General features: G+C 48.9%; 21 protein-coding genes, 1 tRNA gene and 1 pseudogene. 10 read left to right on the top strand and 13 right to left on the bottom strand.

Going from position 1 to position 23,087, the window contains the following annotated elements; translation table 11 throughout:
• Nucleotides 1-5: 5 nt before the first annotated feature.
• The 5 genes from ACP5SG_RS03150 to ACP5SG_RS03130 all read right to left on the bottom strand — a co-directional run bounded on the left by ACP5SG_RS03150 (nucleotide 6) and on the right by ACP5SG_RS03130 (nucleotide 3,434).
• Nucleotides 6-1,142: an NADH-quinone oxidoreductase subunit D gene (locus tag ACP5SG_RS03150; RefSeq protein ID WP_237889396.1), complete on the bottom strand. Its 1,137-nt coding sequence runs from the start codon at nucleotides 1,140-1,142 to the stop codon at nucleotides 6-8.
• An 86-nt stretch (nucleotides 1,143-1,228) separates the two neighbouring features.
• Nucleotides 1,229-1,780, bottom strand: a complete 552-nt coding sequence (locus ACP5SG_RS03145) for an NADH-quinone oxidoreductase subunit C (protein ID WP_237889394.1) — start codon at nucleotides 1,778-1,780, stop codon at nucleotides 1,229-1,231.
• Nucleotides 1,770-2,285 (bottom strand): NADH-quinone oxidoreductase subunit B, encoded by a 516-nt coding sequence (locus tag ACP5SG_RS03140; RefSeq protein WP_237889392.1) that lies wholly within the window; start codon nucleotides 2,283-2,285, stop codon nucleotides 1,770-1,772. Before ACP5SG_RS03140 ends, ACP5SG_RS03145 begins: the two co-directional genes overlap by 11 nt.
• Before the next feature lie 13 nt (nucleotides 2,286-2,298).
• Nucleotides 2,299-2,664: an NADH-quinone oxidoreductase subunit A gene (locus ACP5SG_RS03135; protein ID WP_237889390.1), complete on the bottom strand. Its 366-nt coding sequence runs from the start codon at nucleotides 2,662-2,664 to the stop codon at nucleotides 2,299-2,301.
• Between the two features lie 697 nt (nucleotides 2,665-3,361).
• Nucleotides 3,362-3,434: transfer RNA gene (locus tag ACP5SG_RS03130), tRNA-Ala, on the bottom strand.
• Between the two features lie 116 nt (nucleotides 3,435-3,550).
• Between ACP5SG_RS03130 and pyrF the strand changes: the two genes are divergently transcribed.
• Genes pyrF through ACP5SG_RS03110 form a run of 4 tightly spaced genes read left to right on the top strand, consistent with a single transcriptional unit; the run spans nucleotide 3,551 to nucleotide 8,453 of the window.
• Complete coding sequence (pyrF, locus tag ACP5SG_RS03125; RefSeq protein ID WP_237889388.1) at nucleotides 3,551-4,345, top strand: orotidine-5'-phosphate decarboxylase; 795 nt, start codon at nucleotides 3,551-3,553, stop codon at nucleotides 4,343-4,345.
• A complete protein-coding gene (locus tag ACP5SG_RS03120; RefSeq protein ID WP_237889386.1) occupies nucleotides 4,338-6,431 on the top strand; it encodes an acetate--CoA ligase family protein in 2,094 nt (697 codons plus the stop codon). The genes pyrF and ACP5SG_RS03120 overlap by 8 nt, the downstream gene beginning before the upstream one ends.
• Before the next feature lie 17 nt (nucleotides 6,432-6,448).
• Nucleotides 6,449-7,519 (top strand): phosphotransacetylase family protein, encoded by a 1,071-nt coding sequence (locus tag ACP5SG_RS03115; RefSeq protein WP_237889384.1) that lies wholly within the window; start codon nucleotides 6,449-6,451, stop codon nucleotides 7,517-7,519.
• 1 nt (nucleotide 7,520) lies between these two features.
• Nucleotides 7,521-8,453 (top strand): L,D-transpeptidase family protein, encoded by a 933-nt coding sequence (locus tag ACP5SG_RS03110; protein WP_237889382.1) that lies wholly within the window; start codon nucleotides 7,521-7,523, stop codon nucleotides 8,451-8,453.
• An 11-nt stretch (nucleotides 8,454-8,464) separates the two neighbouring features.
• Here the strand turns inward: ACP5SG_RS03110 and ACP5SG_RS03105 are convergent, their stop codons facing one another.
• Nucleotides 8,465-8,818, bottom strand: coding sequence for an alanine-zipper protein (locus ACP5SG_RS03105; RefSeq protein ID WP_237889380.1), 354 nt, complete (start codon nucleotides 8,816-8,818; stop codon nucleotides 8,465-8,467).
• A 66-nt stretch (nucleotides 8,819-8,884) separates the two neighbouring features.
• Here ACP5SG_RS03105 and ACP5SG_RS03100 point away from each other — a divergent pair, with 66 nt between their 5' ends.
• Both ACP5SG_RS03100 and thiC read left to right on the top strand, forming a co-directional pair.
• A complete protein-coding gene (locus ACP5SG_RS03100) occupies nucleotides 8,885-9,808 on the top strand; it encodes a L,D-transpeptidase family protein (protein WP_424661134.1) in 924 nt (307 codons plus the stop codon).
• 62 nt (nucleotides 9,809-9,870) lie between these two features.
• A pseudogene (gene thiC / locus ACP5SG_RS03095) lies at nucleotides 9,871-11,182 on the top strand (phosphomethylpyrimidine synthase ThiC).
• Between the two features lie 27 nt (nucleotides 11,183-11,209).
• Here the strand turns inward: thiC and ACP5SG_RS03090 are convergent.
• Both ACP5SG_RS03090 and ACP5SG_RS03085 read right to left on the bottom strand, forming a co-directional pair.
• Nucleotides 11,210-12,682, bottom strand: a complete 1,473-nt coding sequence (locus tag ACP5SG_RS03090; RefSeq protein WP_237889374.1) for a CCA tRNA nucleotidyltransferase — start codon at nucleotides 12,680-12,682, stop codon at nucleotides 11,210-11,212.
• Nucleotides 12,683-12,902: 220 nt separating this feature from the next.
• A complete protein-coding gene (locus tag ACP5SG_RS03085; RefSeq protein ID WP_237889372.1) occupies nucleotides 12,903-13,982 on the bottom strand; it encodes a serine hydrolase domain-containing protein in 1,080 nt (359 codons plus the stop codon).
• 48 nt (nucleotides 13,983-14,030) lie between these two features.
• Between ACP5SG_RS03085 and def the strand changes: the two genes are divergently transcribed.
• The 3 genes from def to rsmB are packed head-to-tail and all read left to right on the top strand — an operon-like array spanning nucleotide 14,031 to nucleotide 16,870.
• Nucleotides 14,031-14,528: a peptide deformylase gene (gene def, locus ACP5SG_RS03080; protein ID WP_237889370.1), complete on the top strand. Its 498-nt coding sequence runs from the start codon at nucleotides 14,031-14,033 to the stop codon at nucleotides 14,526-14,528.
• Nucleotides 14,529-14,532: 4 nt separating this feature from the next.
• Nucleotides 14,533-15,483 (top strand): methionyl-tRNA formyltransferase, encoded by a 951-nt coding sequence (fmt, locus tag ACP5SG_RS03075; protein ID WP_424661135.1) that lies wholly within the window; start codon nucleotides 14,533-14,535, stop codon nucleotides 15,481-15,483.
• Nucleotides 15,461-16,870 carry a 16S rRNA (cytosine(967)-C(5))-methyltransferase RsmB gene (rsmB, locus tag ACP5SG_RS03070; protein WP_237889366.1) on the top strand — a complete coding sequence of 470 codons (1,410 nt, stop codon included), beginning with the start codon at nucleotides 15,461-15,463 and terminating at the stop codon, nucleotides 16,868-16,870. Before fmt ends, rsmB begins: the two co-directional genes overlap by 23 nt.
• Here rsmB and ACP5SG_RS03065 read toward each other — a convergent pair.
• A complete protein-coding gene (locus ACP5SG_RS03065; protein ID WP_237889364.1) occupies nucleotides 16,867-18,063 on the bottom strand; it encodes a pyridoxal phosphate-dependent aminotransferase in 1,197 nt (398 codons plus the stop codon). The two genes, rsmB and ACP5SG_RS03065, sit on opposite strands and share 4 nt — an antisense overlap.
• Before the next feature lie 88 nt (nucleotides 18,064-18,151).
• On the opposite strand from ACP5SG_RS03065, the gene rpe reads away from it, so the two are divergent.
• On the top strand, nucleotides 18,152-18,823 hold the full coding sequence (rpe, locus tag ACP5SG_RS03060) for a ribulose-phosphate 3-epimerase (RefSeq protein ID WP_424661136.1): 672 nt from the start codon (nucleotides 18,152-18,154) through the stop codon (nucleotides 18,821-18,823).
• A gap of 75 nt (nucleotides 18,824-18,898) precedes the next feature.
• Here the strand turns inward: rpe and extJ are convergent, their stop codons facing one another.
• The 4 genes from extJ to ACP5SG_RS03040 all read right to left on the bottom strand — a co-directional run.
• Nucleotides 18,899-19,150, bottom strand: coding sequence for a selenite/tellurite reduction operon protein ExtJ (gene extJ, locus ACP5SG_RS03055; protein ID WP_237889355.1), 252 nt, complete (start codon nucleotides 19,148-19,150; stop codon nucleotides 18,899-18,901).
• A gap of 139 nt (nucleotides 19,151-19,289) precedes the next feature.
• Nucleotides 19,290-20,123 carry a phosphoribosylglycinamide formyltransferase gene (gene purN / locus ACP5SG_RS03050; protein ID WP_428121868.1) on the bottom strand — a complete coding sequence of 278 codons (834 nt, stop codon included), beginning with the start codon at nucleotides 20,121-20,123 and terminating at the stop codon, nucleotides 19,290-19,292.
• Between the two features lie 177 nt (nucleotides 20,124-20,300).
• Complete coding sequence (locus ACP5SG_RS03045; protein WP_237889351.1) at nucleotides 20,301-20,684, bottom strand: DUF2493 domain-containing protein; 384 nt, start codon at nucleotides 20,682-20,684, stop codon at nucleotides 20,301-20,303.
• A 33-nt stretch (nucleotides 20,685-20,717) separates the two neighbouring features.
• Nucleotides 20,718-23,087 (bottom strand): glycosyltransferase (locus ACP5SG_RS03040; protein WP_428121863.1); only part of this gene is annotated, 2,370 nt, incomplete at its 5' end.

Genomic DNA, 23,087 nt, shown 5'->3' with positions numbered 1-23,087 from the left:
CCCCCTTATCGATCCAACTCGCCTGCAATGACATTTAAACTACTTAGACAGGCTATAAGGTCAGCGATCATCTCGCCCTTAACCATCTCAGGGAACGCCTGATAGACCATATAGCAAGGCGGTCTGATCTTTATACGGTAAGGCTTATCAGAACCATCGCTTTTTATAAAGAAACCAAGCTCGCCGTTCGGCGATTCGATCGCCCTGTACACCTCACCTTCAGGGGGCTTTATAACCTTAGGCACCTTTGCCATAAGTGGGGCGTCAGGCGGGAGCTCTTTATACATCTTGTATGCCTGGTCAATAATCTTTATGGACTCTTCCATCTCCCTCATGCGCACCATATAGCGGTCAAAGACATCCCCATGCCTTCCTACTGGGATCTCAAAGGCGAACTTATCATACATATAATAAGGTTCGTCTTTTCTAAGGTCCCTTTTTACCCCGCAGGCCCTTAGACAAGGCCCTGTAAACCCCCAATTCAGGGCGTCCTCCGGAGAAAAGGCGGTAACCCCTATAGTTCTGTCCATCCAGATGCGGTTATGGGTAAGGAGCTTATCGGTTTCGTCTATCGCCTTTAAAAGATTAGGCCTCAACTCCTTCCATCTCTGTTCAAAGTCGTCAGGCAGATCCGCCTCGACCCCTCCTATACGACCGAATGTATTGGTAAGCCTAGCACCGTTATACCACTCAAATATTTCATATATCTCTTCGCGCTGGATAATCAGGTAAAAAAACGGCGTGAATGCACCGAGGTCAACGCCAAGGATGCCGACACAAACCTGGTGATCGGCTATCCTTGCAAGCTCCATCATTATAATGCGGATCAATTGGGCCTTTTCTGGTATCTCAATGCCAAGCAACTTCTCCACTGCTATCTCATATGCAACGTTATTACAAATGGCGGAACAGTAATTCAATCTATCAGTAAGTGGGATGAATTGATGATACGTAAGCGACTCGCCCATCTTTTCCACGCCGCGATGCAAATAGCCTATCTCAGGATCTGCCTTTATGACGGTCTCCCCGTCGGTCCAGGCTACAACCCTCAAAGTGCCGTGCATGGCCGGATGAGACGGCCCAATATTTATTTTGACATAATCACCAGTAGAATGGCCTGACAGAGAAGAATCTTGAAACACCTTTACCCTCCGTTTTTAAAAACACCAGCCTACGAACAAACCTTAACAAACCCAACCGCCCTTCTTCCTTTGAAGGAATTCAGGATTTATTCGTAAATTAGGCACCTTTCCTCCCCCATCCCCTCAAGCGGATAATCTTTTCTAAGGGGGTGGGCCGGAAACTCATCCCACATCAGGAGTCTTCTAAGGTCAGGATGCCCCTTAAAGCGTATACCATACATATCAAACACCTCCCGCTCCGGCCATGTGGCCGCCTTCCATATGGAGGTTACACTATCGATCACTGGATCATCTTCAGCTATCCGCGCCTTAACCCGCAGACGCCTGTTTGTCTTTAATGACAACAGAAGGTAGATCACATCAAAACGTGGCGGCGAAGGCATGTCATTCTCAGAAGGCGTCTCTGGGCCCTCATCGCCTGGTTTTTTAGAGGCGGTCTTTTTCTTATAAATCTCAGAATTATCCACACCAAAGAGGTCGCTCAAAAAATCGAAACCAAGTCCAGGGTCATCCTTAAGGCGGCGGAGGGCGTCTATTATGTGTGACTTTGGTACCTCCACGCTCAAATCCCCACGAAATTCATCGATGGCCACAGCTAATGGCCCAAGACACCCCCTGATCATGTCTTTAAGCTCCATTGTCGACCCCCAGCTTCAATTGATCAAACTGCTTCCTGAGAGGATGGTCCTTTTCGATCTTTTCCATAACCTTAATAAGGGCGTACAAAAGACCTTCGGGTCTGGGTGGGCAGCCTGGCACATAGACGTCAACCGGGATGACCTTATCTATGCCTTGGAGCGTGGAATAGGTCCTGAAGACGCCTCCGCTGCATGCACAAGCCCCCATTGCTATCACCCACTTCGGTTCAGCCATCTGGTCATATATCCTTTTTAATATCGGGACCATCTTTTTAGTGATCGTCCCTGCCTCTATAAGGACATCCGCCTGGCGGGGTGAAAAACTTGGACGTTCTGCACCGAATCTTGCCATATCATAACCTGAGGCTAGCGCGCACATCATCTCAATACCGCAACAGGCGGTGCCGTAAGGAAGCGGCCACGGCGACCTCTTGCGACCCCAATTAATCAGATCTTCAAGCTTGGTAAGTATCCACCCAGAACCGCTGTATGCCTGTAGCCCCATTGGATTCTCCCTCTTATTCCCATTCCACCGCACGTTTCTTTATGGCATAAAAAAGACCCGCCAACAAAACTGCGACAAATATGAAGACCTCAAAAAAAACACCCCAGCCATATTGAGCCAGGGCGCGATATCTAACGGCCAAGGGATATATAAGGACTGTCTCTAGATCAAATACGAGAAACAGCACTGCCACTAGATAATATTTGACATCATAACGCTTGATTGCCGGATCGAGAAGCGGGACGCCGCATTCATATGTGCTTCTTTTATTTGGAGTTGGACGCAACGGACCAAGCGCTGCAGAGATGGCAAGCATCGCCGCGATGGCCAATAAAGACATACCCAGATACATGACTATGGTCTCAAACCCACTCATCATGCCACCCCCTTTGTTGCAACAAAAGACCGCAATCATGAATTGCTGTTCATGATTGCACCCAAATTCACCAGATATGCTATTTCAATGGATCATAGATTTAGATTCTTTTATTTCTTTCTGTATAAAATGTCAAGCAAGAAAAAACGATCCAAATCATCCTTACGATTGCACCAAAAATCACATATATCAATATAACACTCTCGCCAAGATGTCAAGGCAAAAATGAACTGTCACTCATTTTTATAATGAGGATATGCACAGGACTTATTTTTAAGAGGCGATAACTAGGAGTAAAGGCGATAAAGGGACCTGCCCAAGACAGTCAAAGGCGCGACCTAATCCCTGTCTGACAGGTCTCTGTGCATGTATCCAGAAACCGCCTTACTTATAGAAGCGAACACCATTTGGAATGTTTCTTCAAAAGAAGAGGGGCCTACACGTCCACATTCAATAAATTTGACCATGATCTCCTTTGAGGCTTTTAATATCAATTCCGCCTCTCGAGACCTCGAATCATCGACGGCCGTGCGTTTATTTAAAGGATCGATCATAGTGGCGACAGCTCAAAGTGGTATGCAAGGACTAAAAAATGAATTCAATTATAACGCCCCTGCCGCACAAGAAGGCCAATAATCATACGACAGAGGCGTGTTTCTTGGGGAAAACCCCTTCAGGGCCATCCCTAATGCCTGAATTGTGGAGCTGAGCGGGATCGAACCGCTGACCTCTTGAATGCCATTCAAGCGCTCTCCCAGCTGAGCTACAGCCCCTTGAACAAAAAAGCTAATAACACACCGGATTTTGCACGTCAAGGAGGGATGGTATACGAAGTCTATTGACTTTGAAATTTCCGGCATGATATGAAGAATAAAAGGATAAACTGCGGATGGCTGCGATACCAAACGATATCCCCTTGAGGGACCGTCTTATCTTTGCCCTAGATGTCGACACGCCGGAAGAGGCAAGGTCATGGGTAAAACTCGTTGAAGGGCAGGTCGGATTTTACAAAATAGGCCTGGAACTTTTCCTTGCCGGCGGATTTGACATGGTGGAATGGATAGCAGCCAGGGGTCACAAGATATTTCTGGATCTAAAATTTTTCGATGTCCCGCGAACGGTTGCGCGGGCCGTAAGACAGCTTCAGGGCAGAGGCATAGAATTTACGACTGTACACGGCGATTCCTCGATAGTAAAAGCGGCGGTGGATGCGGCAGCCTGTGCCAGGGAAGGGCCCAAGGTCCTTGCCGTCACGGTGCTGACGAGCCTCTCAGACGAAGACATGCTGGAATTCGGTTTTAAAGGGGCGCTCGATGAGCTAGTCTATAAACGTGCAAAATCCGCCTTATCGCTCGGCTGCGACGGCGTCGTGGCATCAGGCCTTGAAGCCGCTATGCTAAGAAAACGGCTTGGGTGGAATTTCCTCATCGTGACCCCTGGGATAAGGCCTGAAAATTCTACGAGAGACGATCAGAGACGCGTCGTCACTGCAAAATACGCCATGGCAAACGGGGCGGACCACATAGTCATCGGAAGGCCGATCAGGGATGCAAAAGACCCTGAAAAGACGGTCCTGATGATGCAAGACGACATACAGAAGGGACTTGCAAGCAGGGTGCAACGCCTAATAAAACAAAACCTTGCGGGCACTGAGACAGAAAGGCAAGAGAGGGACCATGCTTGAGAAACTGTTTTCTCCACAGGCCATCGCCCTTATAGGCGCATCGGCTCACCCAGGCAAACTGGGCCATGAGATACTTAAAAATCTCGTAGCAAGCGGTTTCAAAGGCCCCATCTATCCAATCAACCCTAAAGCCGAGTCAGTCCTCGGCATCGAAAGCCACCCCGACATCAGGGCCGTCAAAGAGCCGATAGACCTTGCGATAATAGCCATACCAGCAGATTTTGTGCTCGACGCCCTCAGGGCCTGCGGCGAATGCAGGGTCGGCGCGGCGGTCGTAATATCGGCAGGCTTCAGAGAGACAGGCCATGAAGGGCTCCTTCGGGAGATTGAAATGGCAAATATCGCAAAAGAACACCATATGATGATCCTTGGTCCAAACTGTCTCGGCGTCATAGACACCATAACGCCCATGAACGCATCCTTCGCTGCATCCATGCCCCTTAAGGGAGAGGCGGCATTCATGTCCCAGTCGGGCGCCCTATGCACGTCAATAATAGACATATCTCTTTCCGCAGGTCTTGGATTTTCGAGGTTTGTTAGCCTGGGGAACAAGGCGCACCTTAATGAACTGGATTTTATGGAGGCATGGATAGATGACCCCCATGTCAAGATAGTGATGGGATATCTCGAAGGCATCACCGACGGGGCAAGGTTTATGGAGCTAAGCCGGCGCCTTACGAAAAAAAAACCATTTGTCGCTATAAAATCGGGGTCGACTGGCGCTGGATCGCGTGCGGTAAGCTCACACACAGGGACTCTTGCAGGGAGCGAAAAGGCCTATGAGGCGGCATTCAGGCAATCGGGCATCATCAGGGCCGAGTCTATCACAGACCTCTTTGACTTTTCCGCCTCCCTGGTTATACAGCCGCTACCCTCAGGGGATCGGATAGCCGTAGTGACCAATGCCGGCGGTCCTGGAATAATGGCAGCGGATGCCATCGAACGTGCAGGCCTAAGACTCGCTCGCCTGAGCAGAGATGTGATGGACGCCCTCTCCATGGCACTCCCGCCCGCGGCAAGCGTCTTGAACCCGGTTGACGTCCTTGGGGATGCCTTGGCTGAACGCTACAGAACAGCACTCGAACTAGTTACAAAAGACCCTGGAGTCGATGCACTGATCGTCATATTGACCCCTCAGATTATGACCCAGGCCGATGAAACGGCAAGGGTGGTGGTCGAGATGGCAAAGGTCGCAAAAAAAACCGTCATAGCCTGTTTCATCGGGGACAAAAACCTTAAAACTGCCCAAAAGATCCTTGAGGAAGGCAATATCCCAAACTTCATCACGCCTGAAAGGGCCGTAGCTGTCTTGAAGGTAATGTGGGACCAAAAGAGATGGAAAGACACACCTATTCACATCCCGAAACAGGCAACCCTTGACCGCGACAGGATACGCGCTGTTATAGAAAAGGCAAAAAATGAAGGCAGGGCCGAACTGGGCGAGGCTGAGGGAAGGGAGATCGTCTCAGCATGCGGACTTCAAATACCTACATCCAGGCTCTGCAAAAATCCGCAGGAGGCTGTAGAATCCGCTGAAGAGATAGGCTATCCGGTGGTCATGAAGATAGCCTCCCCCGACATACTCCATAAGACAGATATTGGCGGCGTGCGTCTTGATATAAAAGACGCCAGGGAGGTGCGCGATGCATTTGACCTTATCACGCTCCGGGCCCAGCGTTATATGCCTGACGCCGAAATATGGGGATGCCTCGTCCAGAAACAGATAAAAGGAGATGCCGAGGTCATAATCGGCATGAACCGAGATCCGCAGTTCGGACCCCTTGTGATGTTCGGACTCGGGGGTATATATGTTGAGATTCTAAAGGACATCTCATTTCGTATAGCCCCATTCTCAAAAGAAGAGGCCCTTGAGATGATCTCTGAGATACGTTCGGCAGGGCTCCTTTACGGCGCCCGCGGGACAAGACGTCTCGATATCGACGCGATAGCCGAAACACTCCTCAAGGTCTCGGGGCTCGTGACGGAGTTCCCCGAGATAGTCGAGATGGATATAAATCCGCTCGTAGTCTTCGAAGAAGGATGGGGCGTGATGGGGCTAGACGTAAGGTTCGTATTGAAGAACTGACAAGGCTGGAGGATGTCATGACAAAAAGCATATATGTAACCTCTACCCAGAACTTTTCCGGTAAAAGCGCCTTATGCGCCGGACTTATCAACAGATTTCAAAAAAAGGGGCTGAAAACCGGCTATATGAAGCCTCTCAGCACCAATCCCAAGATTGTGGATGGAAAGGCCATAGACGAAGACGCCGCCTTTATAAAAACAACTTTCAAGCTTGCTGACCCAATTGAGGCCATGTCCCCTACCATATTGAACAACCGCGTAATCGAAGATGTCCTTAAGGGTATGACGATTGACTTCCCTGCAGCCGTAAACGCCGCCTTTAATATTATAGCCGACGGAAAAGACATAGTTATACTTGAAGGCGGGGCCAGCCTCAGGGAAGGATGGTTCGTAAACCTGGCCCCGGTACAGACAGGACCCTCGCTCAGTGCAAGGTCCCTGGTGGTAGTGCCGTTTGAAACAGAGATGCAGGTGCTGGATGACCTGATAACGGCGCAGATCCGCCTTGGAGATTCCATGGTTGGCGCCGTAATCAATCGGGTCAACGTCTCAAAGATCGAGACTGTCCATGGACTCATAAGGCCCTATCTTGAAAAAAGAGGTATAGCCGTGCTCGGTGTGCTGCCTAAAGAGAAACTTTTGACGGCTGCAAGCGTAGAAGAATTTCTTGAAGGACTTGGAGGTGATGTACTCTGTGCAAAAAAAAGGCTAGACGAACTGGTTGAGAATATAATGATAGGAGCGATGAGCTTTGAAAGCGCCCTTCGGTTTTTCCGCAGAAAACGGAACAAGGCGGTAATAACCGGTGGAGACAGGCCGGATATACAGCTTGCAGCGCTTGAAACCTCCACGAAATGCCTCATACTTACTGGTGGACTTCGTCCAAGTCCGATGATCATAGGAAAGGCCGAAGAGGCTGGGGTGCCTGTTATACTTACAAATCTGGACACCATGGGGGCAATAGAGGTCATTGAAAACTTCTTCGGAAAAAGCCATTTTCATCAACCCAAAAAGCTTTCGCACTTGGACGGCCTTCTTAAAGAACGCATGGATTTCATGCGACTGGATTCCCTGCTAGGTATAAAATGACATGAAACGTACTAAACTTTATACTTCAAGCACAACCTTCTTTATCTCCATCTTCTGCTGGATGGCCAGCATACAAAACGCATTTGCCCTACGGTCGTTTGTCTTGACGCCCGACAGCACCATCTATGGGACGACAAGATGGGTCAAGATAAACAAAGGAGACACGCTGCTCGACATCGCGAGGGAGTTCGACCTGGGTTACAATCAGATTACATCGGCAAACCCGGGGATAGACCCATGGATACCGCCAAAAGACAGGCTAGTACTGATCCCATGGGCATTCGTCCTGCCGCAGGATAGGATAAGCTCAGGCATAGTAGTGAACCTGGCTGAGATGCGCCTTTACTACTTCTTCTCGAACGGCGGCCACGATTACTTTATTACCGCCCCGGTGGGCATAGGACAGGAAGGATTCCTTACAGAACTCGGCGTTTATACAATAAAGAGCAAGACCCCGAACCCCACATGGGTCGTGCCCGCCTCCATCAGGGCCATGGAACCCAACCTCCCGCCTGAGGTCCCACCTGGGCCTGACAACCCGCTTGGCGACTATATCTTCCGCCTCTCCCGTCTGGAATACGGGATACACGGGACAAATAAGCCTTTCGGGGTGGGCAGGCGTGTAAGTCATGGATGTATCCGCATGTATCCTGAAGACATAGCCGCCCTCTACCCGATTGTGCCGCAAGGAACGATGGTGAGGGTCACCTATGAACCCATCAAAGTAGGCTGGGGGAATGGCAAATGTTGGGTGCAGGTCTTCGATGACTTTGACAACAAAATAGCAGACCCGTTAAAAGAGGCCATGAAAAGGCTTCTGCAGTGTGAAACAGCCATGGGTCCGCTTGAAATAGACTTCGCGGCCCTCGATAAGGCCTTGAAAGAAAAAAGTGGTGTACCCATGGCTGTCGCCAGTCCAAAAAATGGACAGTAACCCTCAAATGACTACTTCTTGAGGGACTTCTCGAAGATGCGCTCGGTCTTCTTTGCCACCGCCTCTGCGCGTTCCGCCGCATCGGTTGCCTTGTTGGCAGCCGCATCAGCCCTCTTCGCAGCCTCTTCGGCGCTGGATGCAGCGCTTTCAAGACGAGCCCCCATCGCCTCGAGCTGTTTATCTATCGCCTCAGCCCTGGCTGCGGCGGCCTTCGCTTCCTCGGCGGACTGCTTTGAGCTCTCCAAAAGGGCCTTGTCTTCCTTATTTAGGGAAGCCGCACAACCACCAAGCCCGGCAAGGTATGGCAGGGCAACCAAGACAAACATCCCTGACAACATCCGATTCATCGCATTCTTCTTCTGCATTTCAGTTTCCTCCTTTTCTATCTCAATAGTTATATGATATTAGAAAAATTTTTTAAAAGTCAAGCGATGCGCCTTTTTTTTATCTTCACGCTCATAAACATCTTTGTGCCAAGATATGCGTTTGCCTCAACCTGTCTAGTAATAGACAAGGCGCGGAAGACGTTGACCGTCCTGAAAGACAAAAGACCTGCGGTAAAGGTGCATGTGTCTCTTGGCATAGACCCTGATTCCGACAAATACAAGGTTAACGACGCCGCCACGCCGGAAGGCCTCTACTTCATCACATACAAAAAACCAAAAAGCCGCTTCCATCGTTTCCTGGGCATATCATATCCAAATCTTATCAACGCTATAAGGGCATTGATGGGAGGGGTCATCTCCCCTGAGGAATACAAAAAAATATACACGGCGATCAAAAAATCAGAGGCTGTCCCCTGCGATACCGGACTTGGCTGCGGGATCGGTATTCACGGCGGCGGTATCTATAGATTGTTTGACGGCGTACCGGAGGCTGATTGGACAGAAGGATGTGTTGCATTAAATGACAAAGATATAGACCAGATCTTCCCATTGGTCAGACCGAACGACACGGTCATAATCCTCAACAGCCGCCGTAACCTCTATGGCGTTATACGCCCATTCGCCTCCATAATTGAGACGGATAAAAGCGGATTTCCTGTATGCCCGGACGGTGTATGTACATTCGAGACAGGCCTTAAGACATCCATGGGGCGGATGTTGATAGAAATCAAAGAGGGCAGGGACGGCAACCGCTCGCTCAAGGTCATGGTTTTCGACGAAAACGGCAAGGGGCCCGAAAATGAGCCCATTTTGGTCCTGACCGACCAGAACGCAGACGGACGGATCGGCCCAGGCGACACCGCAACAGGCCCCCTTGCACAAGGCAAAGACCCTCAGGCCATATATGACCTTATAAGGAAGGTGGTCATTGATGCCCTTCATAAAGGGGATATCATAAGGCATTATTGACGAGATGGACGAACAAAAATGGAATAAAAAAATTAAGAGAAAGGGGACTAAAAAGTTAAAAAATGAAGACTCAGATCCAATACGCCCGCGAAGGGGTCATCACAAAAGAAATAAAAGCCGTTTCGAATGACGAGGGGATGGACGCCAAGGACGTGAGAAGCCGCGTGGCCTCAGGTGCAATTGTGATATTGAACAGCCGTACAAGGGACCAACGTGTGGTCGGGATAGGCAAGGGCCTGAGGACCAAGATAAACGCCTCCATCGGGACGTCTTCCGACATCGTTGACATCGAGATGGAGGTAAAAAAGGCAAGGGCGGCAGAGGAAGAGGGTGCGGACACCTTGATGGATTTATCAACAGGCGGGGACTTGGACGAGATACGAAAAAAGATCATCGATGCAACCACCCTCCCAGTGGGGAGCGTCCCACTCTATCAGGCCTTTTGCGAGGCCTCAAGGAGACGCAAAAATCCAAACAGGCTTGACCCGGAGGAGCTCTTCGACCTTATCTATCGAAAGACAGCTTGCCGACGGCATCTCGTTTATGGCCATTCACTGCGGCATAAACCGCTTTTCCATAGAACGCCTCAGAAGACAGGGTTACCGCTACGGCGGCCTTGTGTCGAAAGGCGGGACGTTTATGGTCTCATGGATGGAACATAACAACAAGGAAAATCCATTATATGAACAGTTTGACCGCGTGGTTAAACTCATGAAACGCTACGATGCGGTCCTCTCACTTGGAAACGGAATGCGGGCGGGCGCTATCCACGACAGCCATGACCGCGCCCAGATGGCAGAGATGATCATAAACTGCGAACTTGCTGAAATAGCGAGAGAAATGGGATGCCAGGTGATGATCGAAGGGCCCGGACACGTCCCGCTCGATGAGATAGAGGCAAATATTCTTCTAGAAAAGCGTATGAGCGATGGCGCGCCTTATTATGTGCTTGGGCCGCTTCCAGCGGACAGCGGTGCTGGCTACGACCACATAACCGCCGCGATAGGTGCTGCAAGCTCGGCAAGATACGGTGCAGACCTCATCTGCTACATCACGCCTGCCGAACACCTGGCCCTCCCGAACGAAGACGACGTCCGAGAGGGTGTGCGCGCAACCCGCCTTGCGGCCCATATAGGAGATTTGGCCAAATATCCGGGGAGACGCGACCTTGAAAAAAGAGTGGCCATCTTAAGACGCGACACCAGATGGGACGAGCAGATGGATCTCCTCATGTTCCCTCAAAGGGCAAAAGAGATAAGGGACAGCCGCTCTCCGAGGAATAAGAAGACGTGTACCATGTGCGGGGATTTTTGCGCGATGGAGCGCGGAAGCCTCTTGTTTAAAAAAGACATCAAGGGAGACAAATCTATTTAAATACTTTTAAACAAGTACATTCTAAGACTAAGAAAGGTTATTTCTCTTAAACCATGTCTCCAGAAATGAAACTGCCTCGTCTGTGGAACCCACAATGCCCTCAAGCCTAGCCTCCTCAACGGCATCCAGTGCCCTGCCGATCAACGGCCCTGGCCTGAGATCGAAATGGGCAATGACGTCATGGCCAGTAAGAAGACGTTTTTTTTGTCTCAGCTGGGCCAGGCGCCCGACATAAAATTCATGAACCCTCTCCCAGAGTATGGAGAGCTCAAAATCAAGTTCCGGCGGCTTCAGCGGCCCACAACCTGCGATGCTATCCGCCATTGCAAGTAAAAAGAGCGCCGGGTAATCGGCCTCTATCTCCATGACAAGGCGCCTCATGGCCCGAAGGGATGGCCCACCCCTCCTCAAGTCGCCCAAGAGATGGAATGGCCTCATGTGAAGACCAACAAGGCGTACCGCAAAATCGGTGTCGCGCCTCGGCCATTTGAGACGCCGCCCTATCCCCATTATCAATGCAGCCCCTGTCTCATCATGATGATAAAATGTGACCCTGCCATTTTTTTTGCCCCTGCACACAGGCTTTCCAACGTCATGGAAAAGGGCGGCCCACTTGAGGCACACTACCTTTTCCTGATTTTGAACCACCCAATCGGTCAAGGCGCTGCAAGACGTGAATTTGACACACGGGTCCATAATGAGCTCCTCGACCGCCCTTAATGTCTCGAGACTATGGCCCAAGACATCAAGGTGGTGAAAACCGGGCTGGTCAACACCCTCCATCGCCTTGAGCTCCGGGAAGAGCAAAAACAACAGACCGCCTTGTGCCATTTCAGCAAAAACGCCGGCCGCCCTGCCTGTGGTCATGATAAGCCTGAGTTCATAGCTGATCCGTTCAGAGGAAACAGACAAAAGTCCATCCCTCGCCTGATCTATCCACTTCACCGTATCAGATTCCAGCTCAAAACCCAATTGGGCCTGGAAACGATAGGCCCTGAGCACTCGCAATGGATCATCTTGGAGGTTTTTAAGGGATATCGCCTTTATTCTACCATTCTCAAGGTCGTAAAGACCGCCGGTCGGGTCGATGATCAGAGAAGTATCCAGCCTTGCCGAGGGTTGGGCTACGCTGTCCAAGAGACAAAGGACCTTGTCAAGCGATACAGCCATGGCATTTATAGTAAAATCCCTCTCTTTCAGGTCTTCACAAATGGTGGCGGCGCCATGTCTAAACTGACTGAAATCAAGGACAAGGCCCGAAAACACCACCCTCGCAACCCCCTCTTCCGCATCAAGGGGCACAAATGCCCCGCCTGTAAACCCTGCAAAGCTAGATGCCGTTTTAAGGGCGTCCCTCGGAACTACAAGATCGATATCGGCGCATCTGCGGCCTAACAGCCAATCCCTTACGGGACCGCCTGCAACATAGACCTCATAGGTCTGCGATACGGCTCGGAGTTCATCCAATATCAATGACATATCAGGTATGATTTCATTCATATAAACACCCATGGATCAAAGACATATCAGGTCTAGGTCTCTATGCGACCAACCTTGTTAGTAATGATAAATATTCTTGCTACGGACATCCTTTACATGAACCAGGCTAAGACCATCCATGGCCTCTTGCGACATGTCAATCCCTACAGGACCCTGCAGGATATGGAATGGATATCTACATACATGGATAATCAAACAAACAACCTGCCGCAAAAAATCTTCATAAAGTTGTCATTATCGCATCGTGAAGTCGAGCCCTAAACCGCCTCATCTCCTCTTGTTTCGCCTCGGCATGGTGCGGAAACGTCCTGTTTGAAAGGAAGACAACAATAACCCCTTGGTCGAGATCCATCCAGAAGGACGTACCTGTAAATCCCAGGTGCCCAACGCTATTTTTTGAAAAAAAACGACCTGACGTAGAACCATAAACGGAGGGCGTATCGAAACCAAGACCCCAGGTGCCACAACATGGGGTAAAGGCCTTGCGGACAAGCCCACTCGTAAATCCAGGGACGATCGACTCTCCCTTATAGAGTGAGAGCAGTCTAGAAAGCATGGCCTTGATACAGGATGCAGTCCCGAAAAGACCAGCATGGCCAGCAATTCCGCCCAGCGCCCATGCGTTCTGATCATTTACCTCGCCCCAGAGCACCCTTTTCCTCAGACCGCAAAAACCGGCAGATGGGGCGAAATCATGTAGAGGCATTAAGTCCTCACCGGAAAACCAGAGCTGCCTTGCATCAAATGGCATAAAGACCAGGCGGTGGACCGCCTCGTTTAGCGGCATAGCCATTATGTCTTCCACTATAAAACCCAAAAGCATAAATCCAAGATCACTGTAGATTGGCCTCTTGACGCACTCTAAGGGTTCGCTAAGGATCATATCCAGCAACGCACCTCTTCTCTCTTCAAGAGGCAGGGTTACCAGGCGGTTATAGTACGGCCTGTGAGCAGGAAGCCCGGACGAGTGGGAAAGCAGCATGGATACCGTGATCGACCTTTTATCATCCGGGACTGACGGCAACAGATCATCAAGACTGGAATCGAGTCTCATCCTCCCTTCTGTCACCAGGGCAAGTACGGCCAAGGCTGTAGCCAAGGGCTTAGTAAGAGAGGCAAGGTCATAAACGGTATCTACTGTCACTCTTGCAACCCATGGCGCATATGCGAGCCTCCCAAATGCCAAATCCAGATCAAGTCCTCCGTAACGTATGGAAAGGGTGCAGCCAGGGAAGAGACCGTCTTCAATAGCCTCTTCTATAAAGGCTCCTGCAAGACCGATAGATTTGTGCGGTTTCATGATATTCATGCTTGATTAACCTGCATCAAGGGCTTATTTTTATAATTTATGAAGATACTTGTCTATCCACATGAGATTCTAAGGCAAAAAGCCCTTCCTGTTAAGTCGATAGACGGCGATATCGTCTCAATCATAGACGAGATGTTCAAGACCATGTACGAGGCCAAGGGTATCGGCCTTGCCGCCAATCAGGTCGGGATCTTGAAAGAGCTCATCGTTATCGACATAACCCAGCCGGAACAACCCAAGAAACCTATTGTGTTGATAAACCCGATAATAATAGAGGCTGACGGAGAGGCTACAGATGTCGAGGGATGTTTAAGCCTCCCGGATTATTCTGAAAAGGTGAAGCGGGCGGAAAGGATACTCGTCACAGGATATGACAGGGATGAAAAGGAAATAAGGCTCGAGGCTGACGGTCTGCTGGCCAGGTGTATTCAACACGAAATCGACCACCTTAATGGTGTCTGTTTCATTGATCGTTTGAGCCCTTTAAAAAGGGCCCTGTTCCGCAAAAAGTGGTCTAAAACAAGGCCCAAGGAATAAGGCAATGGACAGAGACAAGATATTTCGAATCGTCTTTATGGGCACCCCTGACTTTGCCTTGCCGTCATTAAGGGCGCTTTTGGATAGCAAAGATGAGGTAACGGCGGTAGTGACCCAGCCTGACAGGCCCAGGGGAAGAGGCAAAAGACCTCTTCCCAGCCCTGTAAAGGAGGAGGCATTGCTCTCCGAGATCCCGGTGATCCAGCCCGAAAAGGCGGATGATCCGAGATTTATCAAGGCCCTCAGAGACCTCTCACCCGATCTGTTGGTTACTGCGGCATTCGGCCAGATACTACCAAAACAGGTCCTTGACATCCCGAGCATCATGTCAATCAATGTCCATGGCTCGCTCTTGCCTAAATTTCGAGGGGCGGCGCCAATCCAATGGGCCATTTTAAAGGGCGAGAAGGAAACCGGCGTCACCATTATGCAGATGGACATAGGAATGGACACCGGCCCCATTCTCTTAACCGAAGCAGTAACAATCGAGGAGGACGAGACCTACGGCAGACTCTACAGGCGCCTTGCAGAACTTGGCGCCAGGCTCCTCCTCAAGGCTATTCGAGGCCTCAAGGAAGGGGCGATTACACCTTTCCCCCAGCCGAAAAGTGAGATAAGCTATGCGCCGCCTTTAGGGTCGGGGATAGCATGGATCGACTGGGCCAAACCCGCCGAAGAGCTCCATTGCCTGATCAGGGCCCTTGATCCGCGGCCTGGGGCATATACCATCTTCAGAGGGAAAAGACTCAAACTTTTCAGCCCCATAATAATAAAAAGGCATACGACTGTCACGCCAGGAACGGTGCTTGAGTCCGGCGAAAACGGCCTGTTGATCGCCACCGGCAGGGATTCGCTCCTTGTACAGGAACTCTTTTTGGCTGGCAAAAGACGTCTCGGCGCCAAAGAATTCCTGAAGGGGACAAAAATTACAGATGGGATCGTCCTTGGATCTTGACAGGACACATCTTAAAAAGACAGCTGGACCGCCTCTTCCGTCCGTAAGGATGCTTGCAGCAAGGTTCCTGCTAAGGTGGGAAAATTTTTATAAAAATCGCCCACCATTAAACGAACTGGCCGAAGAGACCCTGAAACACCATGAGCCGCTAGACCCAAGGGACAGGGCACTCTTTTACGAACTCATATTTGGAACGGTAAGAAACCTTATTTTGCTTGACTGGATCATAGATTCAAGAGTAAACAACGGCTGCATCCTCTCCCCTTTAACAAGGTCACATCTTCGCATAGGGGCATATCAAATACTTTTTTTAGATAAAATCCCCGACTTTGCAGTGGTAAACGAGGCGGTAGAGGCCATCAAGGCCACAAAAGACAACAGGGCTGCAGGGCTGGTAAACGCCGTCTTAAGGCGTTTGACAAAGGCAAGGAATGGCGGCGACATGACCGTTTACAACGCTGGAGGTCTTGATCCGATCAAAAGGCTGTCCTTGGAGACGTCCCATCCCATGTGGATGCTGAATAGATGGATCAGAAGATACGGCCTTGATAAGACAAAGATACGATGCCTCTGGAACAATCAAAGGGCCCCCTTGACACTCAGGGTCAACCGGCGCCGGGCCCGACGAGGCGAGGTCATTTCCCTTATGAGCAAAGCCGGGCTTGAGGCGAGACCTGGCAGATATTGCCCTGACGCATTGGTGGTACATGGCTTCAGTGGTGCACCCACCACACTCCCGGGCTGGAATGACGGCCTCTTTTTAGTACAGGACGAGGCAGCCCAGCTCGTCACTCTGCTTCTTGATCCGACGCCTAATGAAAGGATCCTTGATCTCTGCGCTGGCGCGGGCGGAAAGACTATTCACATAGCTGACATCATATCAGACGTCGGGCTGATCCATGCATTTGATCCAAATAAAAAAAGGCTTGCAAGACTTGTTGAAGTCAGGGATCGGCTGGAATTAAAGTCCATCGAGATAGTCCAGACAAAACAAGGGCTTTTAAAAAACTATGACCGCATTCTCATCGACGCCCCATGTTCTGGCTTTGGGGTTATAAGGCGCCGCCCCGACATAAAATGGAACCGGACCGAGGCCTTGATCCAGATCCTTTCGAGAACGCAGCTTGAACTACTCAAAGAGGCCTCGGAGCGGGTCAGGCCTGGAGGAAGGCTGGTCTATGCCGTCTGCACCACTGAACCTGACGAAACGACTGGTGTGATTGAGGCGTTTTTGAAAACAAGACCTGATTTTAGACTCATAACATGTCGTAACTGCCTGCCAGACCGGGCAAAAATGCTGGCAGATAAAGCCGGTTTTTTAGAAATCAAGCCCAAAGAGGATGGACCTGATCTATTCTTCGCCGCTGTGCTTGAAGCGCCTTGTTAAGCCCAGGCCCTTTCCATGGCCTGCATAAAACCCTTCCGTGAGCGCTCAATCACCCTGTCATCAACACAAAAGGCCAAACGAAAATGGCCAGGGCATCCAAAACCCGAACCAGGTACGGCCAAAATGAGCTCGTTTTTCAAGAGATCAACAAATCTTAAATCGTCTTCAATGGGTGAACGAGGAAAGAAATAAAACGCCCCTTTCGGCATAATATACTCGTAACCTGCCTCGGTAAGTATACTGGCCATAAGATCCCTGCGCCTTTCATATATCCCGACATCCACCGTATCTTCCAGACACATGGCTACGGCCCGCTGCATCAATGCCGGGGCATTTACAAAACCCAATATACGGTTTGCCAGGATCAAGGCCCCCAAGACAACCTCTCGCCCTGGCATTTGAGGATGGACTAGGACATAGCCGATCCTTTCTCCTGGTATGGAGAGGTCTTTAGAAAAAGACGTGACTGCAAGACCTGCCTCGTAATATTTAAGGATGGGCGGTGCAATAACGCCGTCAAAGGTCAATCTCCGGTATGGTTCATCCGAGATGAGAAATATGGTCCTGTCAAAAGAGGCGCCTGCATCCTTTAAAAGCCCGGCCAAGGCCGCTATCTCACCCTCGCCGTAGACCGCACCTGTCGGATTGTTGGGGGAATTTATCAGCACGGCCCTGGTTTTTGGACCGATAGCCTTCTCAATGGCCGAAATATCAAGGGAAAAATCCCTTTTTGTATCCACTGGCACGAGCGTGCCACCATGATTGTCGACATAAAAGTAATATTCGACAAAAAATGGGCTTGGGGTTATAACCTCGTCGCCAGGATCCAGCATGGCCTTAAAAATGATATTGAGCCCGCCTGCGGCACCACAGGTCATGATGACATCATCGGATGAGGGCCTAACACCATGGGCCTCGCCTACAGACGCAGCCACCTTCTCTCGCACATCAAAGAGTCCAGCATTAGGCATATAACCATGTACGCCAGGCATTCGATCCCTCGATACGCTCTCAAGCGCCTCGCGGAAACGATCGGGTGGGTTCAGATCGGGGTTCCCAAGCGTAAAATCACAAACATTTTCCGTACCGTATCTTGCCTTCAGTCTCGAACCCTCCTCAAACATCTTCCTTATCCACGATGCCCTGCCCATGAAGTCAAGCATTCTGCTGGCTATAACACCCGCCTCTCGCATCTTCTCATTTTCCTCAAATAAAGGTATTATCAATGCTCTTACTAAAGAAATGCCGCTTCGTAAAGACCAAATCTAACGGAGATGCTCTATGGGAATCATGATCGCGCCTTCCATCCTGTCCGCTGACTTCAGCCGCCTAGGAGATGAGATAAGGGCCGTAGAAGAGGCAGGAGCTGACGCCATCCATGTGGACGTAATGGACGGCCGCTTCGTCCCCAATCTGACCATAGGGCCTATGGTCGTTGAGGCCATCCGTCCCGTCACAGGACTTCCGCTCGATGTCCACCTCATGATCGAGGCCCCAGACAGATACATAGACGCCTTCGCAAAGGCAGGGGCATCCTGGATCACTGTACACGTCGAGGCATGTACACACCTGCACAGGACCATCCAAAAGATAAAAGACCTCGGGATCAAGGCCGGGGCCGTGCTGAATCCAGCCACGCCGCCCTCTACCCTTGAATACTGTCTGGATGAACTCGACCTCATACTAGTCATGAGCGTAAACCCCGGCTTCGGCGGGCAGCGTTTTATACCATCGGCATTGAGGAAGACCGAGGCATTGAGGCAGATGTTGGCTGATAAGGGTCTTTCGGTCGCAATAGAGGTAGACGGCGGGATAAACTGCGATACCATATTTGACGCAGCGCGTGCCGGTGCCGAAATATTTGTTGCAGGATCCGCAATTTTCGGCACAAAAAACTACACAAAGGCCATAGAAAAACTCAAATCCCTTGGGGATAAGGGAAAAGGCGCCTGATAAATTAAAAGACCAAAAATAAAGAAGGGGGCAAGGCCCCCTTCTTTTGATCTATCGATGTCTTCTAATTACGAATTAGCAACCTTCTATCTTTTTCTTCTTTGGGGCGGCCTTTGCAGCCTCAATCTTGCCGTCTTTTACGGTCACCTTTTCACCGACTTTGGCCGCGCCTGTCGCCTCCATCTCAGTGCCATCACTGCACTTTACTGTTACATTGTTGCCCTCAACCTTTGTGACCTCACCAGTGCACTCACCAGCAATGGCCATACCCGCTATACTCAAGGAAAAAACAAGAGCTGAAACTACGGCTAAAATCTTTTTGCGCATTTTTAAACCCCCTCTTTTTATTTTGAATTAAGCCTTTTTTAGGCTTAGTTGTTAACTATATGACCGTTATTAAATTTGTCAAGATATTTTTTGTCGCGCAATCCTTACAGTTTGAAGCTTAAAGATAAATTAGATCTTATCAATCGATGCGGTTGGCCGCTCCCTGAAACGATGGGTCGATCTCGGGTGTAAGATCTAAAGGGGCCTCGAGCACCCTACCCAACCTGTCAAAGGGCATACCGTTCTTTATCAAGATATCGCCGTTTGCCAGCAACCTCAAGGTCTGGATTGTAAGCGGGACCTCTCTTTTTACCCCTTCCATCCTGATCGCGGCAAAAAGCCGCTGGGTCTCTCCATAAGAGGCCTTGATTGCATCAAGATCGGTGGTCTTGAGAGATCTATCAAGCTGATCCCACAAAATATCCCACTTGTCATTACCTCTTATCTTGAACCTGCAATAGGTTATAGCCGGCCCCCTGTCGAGTTCAGGGGTGACAAGGTGGATCATCGCCCCTGCAGATCCAGCTCTTTCCTGGATGAGCTGCCAGATCACCTCCTGCCATGTACCACAGGGCCCGCCGGGGAGCGCCGGATGAAGGTTTATGATCGGGAAACTTCGGCAGACCCTTGCACTTACCACCCACATATAACCCGCGAGCACTACAATGTCATGATGAAGATCCTTTAAAGCGTCGAGCACCATGCCGTGATAAAGATCCCTCCATCTCTCACGATCAGCCACCCTTAGCTCAGGCATGAATTTGGCCGCAGAGATGCTCACGACAGGGAGACCGCGCATCGACGCCTCGTCCATAAGCCTGTCGCTATATACACCCTCTCCCTTGGCCTTCGAACAAAATACATAAGAGATTTTACCGCTGATAACGCCGTCTTGTATGCCCTTCCAGGCGGCATCAAAGAGATCAAACGCCGCCCGATCCCTGCCTGTAGTCCACCAGCCGAAATCCATCATAACCAATACCCGCCCAACAATTTAAATTAAATAGAGACCCAATCCCCTAGCCAAAAAAAGAATTCTCGAACACAAGTACCGATGACCTTTTGGGGCACTGAAAGGCAAGGTCTCAACCGCCGCCCCCAACCAGATCAGGCAAACAGGGCTCTGTTTCGACCTATCGAATACAAAGCGTCAAAGCCTTCTTGGATTCAAGAACAACTTGAGATACCCGTCAATTCTGACCTCAGCCAACAGCTTTCTCGCCCTCTTGGATATCTCAAGCATATGGCCGGCACCTTCAGAGAGGCCGTCCCAAAAGCAGATCACAAAGTCGGAGGACCTCAGCAGCACCTCATTCCTCATCATGGTGGCCTTAAGACCGTGCTTGGCCCATTCAGAAGGTATGATCTTGACCTCAAGCCCCCTTTGTCTGGCGTATTCCTCTCCCATGCGGTCAACCCCTGGGGCATTGCCGGAGAGCACAACATCCTCCTCTATCAAGAGCTGATCAAGTACATCTTTTACCAACCCATAGGAATTGATGCTCCTTGAACCACAAACGGCCACCTTGGCCATATATGCACCTCCTGGCATAAAATCACCAACTAACTAATCTGAACCGATCAACTTAAAGAAACGGCCTACCTTCCAATACAGACTACCATATATCTCTTCCAATTTCTTTTGCATATTTTCAGATTCTGTTATTGCGGCCATTAAAGACTCATTAAGTTCGGCGATGCGCAACTGCATCCGCTCGCACGCCTCGGTCTTCTGTTCATATGCCTCTTTCATGTGGGCATAAGCCCTTTCCAGCCCCTTATAAGAGGAATAAAGCCGCATATACGGCTCTGTAAGCCCTGTTTCCGTGCCTATGCAAGGCTCATAACGGGCGGCTTGCGGCCGGCCTATTCCTAACAGACGCACATAATCATCGACCATTTCATCAAGCGACCGATGCCGGAAACACTTGAGCCTCTCTCTGACACCTGTCAACATGGCCGGATGTTCCGAAAGCAGTCGGACCCTTTCTAAAAGGGCGTCTCCGCTTGGCTCAAAAAGAAAACCATTCACTCCATCTATTATACGGTCCTTAAAACTGCCAAGGGCAGTAGCCACTGGCGGGACACCAAGGATCATGAGTTCGCTTAGAACATAACTGAAGGTCTCTGGCCATACGGAAAGGAGCAATCCAAAGTCAGGCGCTATACCTTTAATAATGCCAGGCAGATCCGATCGATCATATCTTTCTATAATCTCTTTTATACACCTGGCGTCACTCAGCGATTGCTTCGCCTTTTCCCCACAACCCACTAAATATATATCTACATATTGGGATAGCCCATGGCAAACTTCCTGGAGCAGATGAAGCCCCTTTTCCCTTTTTAACTGACCAAGCACGATCGCCCGCATCTTTGAATGGGCCATGGGATAGGGCCGCAAGGATCTGTCCCCATCTAATGCCACTGAAAAGTCATTGAAGAGATAACCATGAGGAATGACCGTGAAATCCAAAGGGGAAAAACGTGATTCAAGCGCACATAGGCGCTCAACAGCGGACTTCGATGGGGCAACCAAGCTCACTCCGTGCGATTTGATCAATCTTACGTATTCTCCACGGAGATTGAGCCACTCCCGGGCCGAAAACTCAGGACTATTCATCAATAAATTCGATTTATTATGATAGATACAACTTGACAAACTATCAAAATCGCATTTTGCACATACTCCATCAAAATATGTCGTTATAGCAGGACAAAATGGATAATAATCATGACAAACTATAACAGTCTTTTTGTTGCTTGAAATAACATCAAAACTATGACCAATAAAAGATGATATAATAATAGCATCAACTGAGAATTCTTTAATGATTTGATTAAGAATTCTTCTATATTCGATATTGCTGGCTTTGGAACACAATATTGGAAGCGATAATTCCCATGATCTAATTGGATTAGTATCTTTAATATTGGTAAAAAGGGCAAGCCTATATCCATAGACTCCTGAATTGCCTATAGATTTTAAAACAATATTAACTGCCTTATCTCTAACATTTGAAAAATCGCGAATCCATTCCTCAATTCCACCACCCCAACTATGAGTTATATGAAGGATAACAGGCTTTGATTCAAGACCTGGCATAGAAATAATTTTATATTTTTTATCAATAAAATATGCAACTGCCTGACGAACAGTAGTTAATGGATGCGATAGAAGAAATTCTTTATCAACAAAATTATATTTACTATAATCAATATTGTTATAAGATACACAATTACTTATTGATTTATCGTAGCCAACATAAAGATGATCACATAAAACATGTAATTTACCGATAGAAATTAATGCATTATTTAAATCACTTAAAGTCGAATTAGAATTGCTACTAAACAATAAATTATGATCTTCAATTTCATTCAAAGCATCAAATCTTAGATAAAAACAGCCATCAAAAAAATAAGGCGTCTCATAAACAAAACGATGGCCAAGACAAAAAGAAAGACGATCTATATCTTCAAAATCAAAATTGGTATTATCATTGGAACTATTTACATCAAGAAGAGAAAAAAAAGGTGAGTAATCACACATTGGAGATGCTGTAGCAATAACGGAATCAGAATATGCAGCCTTTTTTAGACGCACATCCCACATATCTGGTACTTTTAACTCCGGTTTAATAAATAAAACATCATTGCATGGAAATTCTCTTAAACACACAACAAGAGAGGCAATTATGGCATTAGAATATAAATCAATATTTATCCGACGGAATATTACATTAGAATTTTCAATAAAAATATCATGATACTTTGCAAAAACTGGATCAAAAATATCAATTCCAGCTCTTGTCATATCTATAAATAAGATGCTAGTATCATAGTAGCACTTCTTTAAAATTAAATTGATATCATTAGATAACAAAGTGTCAGTTGATAACACAGGGAAACATAATATATGATTATTTCGAGATTCGAT

It is taken from the genome of Dissulfurimicrobium sp., assembly GCF_049968175.1.
In the GTDB taxonomy this organism is placed as follows: domain Bacteria; phylum Desulfobacterota; class Dissulfuribacteria; order Dissulfuribacterales; family Sh68; genus Dissulfurimicrobium; species Dissulfurimicrobium hydrothermale.
This window is presented reverse-complemented; position numbering and strand designations above follow the sequence as displayed.